This is a genomic window from Streptomyces sp. 8L, assembly GCF_020176795.1.
Classification (GTDB): Bacteria; Actinomycetota; Actinomycetes; order Streptomycetales; family Streptomycetaceae; genus Streptomyces.
Window position 1 is genome coordinate 1 of record NZ_JAIUKE010000732.1, and the last position, 3515, is coordinate 3515.

General features: G+C 74.3%; 1 protein-coding gene and 2 pseudogenes. 2 read left to right on the top strand and 1 reads right to left on the bottom strand.

Annotated features, from left to right (window positions below; all coding sequences use genetic code 11):
• Nucleotides 1-55 precede the first annotated feature (55 nt).
• Nucleotides 56-1384, bottom strand: a complete 1329-nt coding sequence (glyA, locus tag LCE31_RS37940; protein ID WP_225022696.1) for a serine hydroxymethyltransferase — start codon at nucleotides 1382-1384, stop codon at nucleotides 56-58.
• A gap of 266 nt (nucleotides 1385-1650) precedes the next feature.
• Between glyA and rocD the strand changes: the two are divergent.
• Together rocD and LCE31_RS37950 are read left to right on the top strand one after the other, a co-directional pair.
• Nucleotides 1651-2907: pseudogene (rocD, locus tag LCE31_RS37945) on the top strand (ornithine--oxo-acid transaminase).
• 88 nt (nucleotides 2908-2995) lie between these two features.
• A pseudogene (locus tag LCE31_RS37950) lies at nucleotides 2996-3515 on the top strand (hypothetical protein); the annotation flags it as partial.

A 3515-nucleotide genomic window follows, 5' to 3' on the forward strand; every position in this document is an offset into this window, starting at 1 on the left:
CCCATGCAGCCCCTCCAGCCCCTGCGGCCTTTCCCGCCCCTCCAGCCTCTCCCGCTCAGACGGTCGGCAGGCCCGGTGCCGGGTACGCCGCCATCAGTTCCGCGACCTCCCCGCGCAGGGCGGTCAGCGCCGCCTCGTCGCCGGTGCGGGCCGCCGCGACGCCCCGGTCGATCCACTCCGCCACCGTCTCCATGTGCGCGGTGGTCAGGCCCCGGCTGGTGAGCGACGGCGTGCCGATCCTGATGCCCGAGGGGTCGAAGGGCTTCCGCGCGTCGTACGGGACGGCGTTGTAGTTCACCACGATGCCCGCGCGGTCGAGTGCCTTGGCCGCGGTCTTGCCGGGGACGTCCTTCGGCGTCAGGTCCATGAGGATCAGGTGGTTGTCCGTGCCGCCCGACACCAGGTCGAAGCCGCGCGCGAGCAGCCGGTCCGCGAGTTCGCGGGCGTTGGCCACGACCGCGTGCGCGTAGTCGCGGAACGACGGGTCCGCCGCCTCGCGCAGCGCGACCGCGATGGCGGCCGTGGTCTGGTTGTGCGGGCCGCCCTGGAGCCCGGGGAACACGGCCTTGTCGATCGCCTTCGCGTGCTCGGCCCGCGACATGAGCATCGCGCCGCGCGGGCCGCGCAGCGTCTTGTGCGTGGTGGTGGAGACGACGTCGGCGTGCGGTACGGGGGACGGGTGGGCGCCGCCCGCGATCAGGCCCGCGATGTGCGCGACGTCGGCCACGAGGACCGCGCCGACCTCGCGCGCGATCTCCCCGAACGCGGCGAAGTCGATGGTGCGCGGCACCGCCGTACCGCCGCAGAAGATCACCTTGGGCCGCTCGGCGCGCGCCAGGTCGCGGACCTCGTCGAGGTCGAGCCTGCCGGTGTCGCGGCGTACCCCGTACTGCACGCCCCTGAACCACATGCCCGTCGCCGACACGCCCCAGCCGTGGGTGAGGTGACCGCCCATCGGCAGGGCCATGCCCATGACCGTGTCGCCCGGCTCGGCGAAGGCGAGGTGGACGGCGAGGTTCGCGGGCGAGCCCGAGTAGGGCTGGACGTTGGCGTGCTCGACGTCGAACAGCGCCTTCGCGCGCTCGGCCGCGAGCGTCTCGACCTGGTCGATGACCTGCTGGCCCTCGTAGTAGCGGCGGCCGGGGTAGCCCTCGCTGTACTTGTTCTGAAGGACCGTGCCCGAGGCATCGAGGACGGCCTGGGACACGTAGTTCTCGCTGGGGATCAGCCGCAGGGTCCCGGCCTGGAGGCGCTCCTCGGCGCCGACGAGCGCGGCGATCTCCGGGTCGGTGGCGGCGAGCGCGGGACGGCGCGCGCCCGGCGCGGCGGTCTCGGCGTCGGGACGGGTGGCGGGGATCTGCTGGTACTGGGGTGCCTGGGTCATGGCGGCGTCCTCCGGGACGGTCCGTGATCAGCGGTCGGGTCCCGGTGCCCAGGCGGGGCGACACCTCGATGCGGACGTGCGGTCCGCACGGCTGCCCGCAGGGCTCCCCCGCGGTCGTTTCCGCGTACGCCAGTCGCCCTGCGTGCCCGCCAGCCTACTCGTCAGGACCGGCGCCCGCGGGGAGGATCGAATTTCACCGCCATAGGGCAGGAACACGGTAGAAACCGGCGCACATGCCCTATCGCGCCGAACGATCGGAGGACACCTTGTCGACCCTCTCCGGCCCCTCCGGCCTCTCAGACCTCTCCGGCCTCTCCGGCCCCACCGAGGCGGCGATCGCCTCGGCCCAGGCCCGCGGCGCGCACAACTACCACCCGCTGCCGGTCGTCGTGTCCTCGGCGGACGGCGCCTGGATGACCGACATCGACGGCCGCCGCTACCTCGACATGCTCGCCGGGTACTCCGCGCTCAACTTCGGCCATCGCAACCGCCGTCTGATCGAGGTCGCGAAGGCGCAGCTGGACCGGGTCACGCTGACCTCGCGCGCCTTCCACCACGACCGCTTCGCCGCGTTCTGCGCGGAACTCGCTGACCTGTGCGGCATGGAGAGCGTCCTGCCGATGAACACGGGCGCCGAGGCCGTCGAGACGGCGGTGAAGACGGCCCGCAAGTGGGGGTACCGGGTCAAGGGCGTGCCGGAGGGCGAGGCGCGCATCGTGGTCGCGTCGAACAACTTCCACGGACGTACGACGACGATCATCAGCTTCTCCACGGACGAGGAGGCACGCGCCGACTTCGGCCCGTACACGCCGGGTTTCGACATCGTGCCGTACGGGGACATCGCGGCGCTTCGGGCGGCGGTCACCGACCGTACGGTCGCGGTGCTGCTGGAGCCGATCCAGGGCGAGGCGGGGGTGCTGGTGCCGCCGGACGGCTATCTTGTGGCGGTGCGCGAACTGACGCGCGCGCGGAACGTGCTGTTCGTGGCGGACGAGATCCAGTCGGGCCTCGGCCGTACGGGACGGACGTTCGCGTGCGAGCACGAGGGCGTCGTGCCCGACATGTACGTGCTGGGCAAGGCGCTGGGCGGCGGTGTGGTCCCGGTGTCGGCGGTCGTCTCGTCGTGGGAGGTGCTCGGCGTGTTCCGGCCGGGCGAGCACGGCTCGACGTTCGGCGGGAACCCGCTGGCGTGCGCGGTCGCCCTTGAGGTGATCGCGATGCTGCGGACGGGCGAGTTCCAGCGGTACGCGGCGGAGCTCGGCGACCACCTCCACCGCGAACTGGGGCAGCTGGTGCGCCGGGGCGGCGTGCCGTAGGTACGCGGCAGGGGGCTGTGGGCGGGCGTGGACATCGACCCGTCGCACGGCACGGGCCGCGAGATCTCCGAACGGCTCATGCAGCGGGGCGTGCTGGTGAAGGACACGCACGGCTCGACGATCCGCCTCGCGCCGCCGCTGGTCATCACGGAGCAGGATCTCGACTGGGGCCTGGCCCGGCTGCGGGAGGTCCTGGCGGAGGGCTGAGCGCCCGCCGTACGTGCGAGGTCCGCCCGACCTGCGGGCGTCGGGCGCTGTCACACGGGCGGGTTAGTGTCGGGGCGTGCTCCTCGGAATGATCTGCGCGCTCGGCGCGGCGGTGTTCTTCGGTACGGCGTCGGTCCTCCAGGCCGTCGCCGCGCGGTCCGCCGTGCCCGGCAGCGGCTCGGGGGTCGACGCCGCGCTGCTGCTGCGCGCCGCCCGGCAGTGGCGGTACGTGCTGGGGCTCGCCCTCGACGGCGGCGGGTTCGTGCTCCAGATCGTCGCGCTGCGCTCGCTGCCGATCTACGTCGTCGGAGCGGCCCTCGCCGCCAGCCTCGCCGTGACCGCCGTCGTCGCGGCCCGGCTGCTCGCGGTGCGGCTCAGCGGGACGGAGTGGGCCGCCGTCGCCGTCGTGTGCTGCGGCCTCGCGCTGCTGGGGCTGGGGTCGGGGCCGGAGGGCGACCGCGCGGGCTCCGGGGCCCTGCGCTGGTCGATGCTCGCGGTCGCGGTGGCCGTCCTGCGGGCCGGCGGGGGGGGGGGGGGGCGGGCGGGGGGGGGGCGGGGGCGCGGGCGGGGGGGGGCGGGCCCCCCCCGGGGGGGGGGGGGGGGGGGGG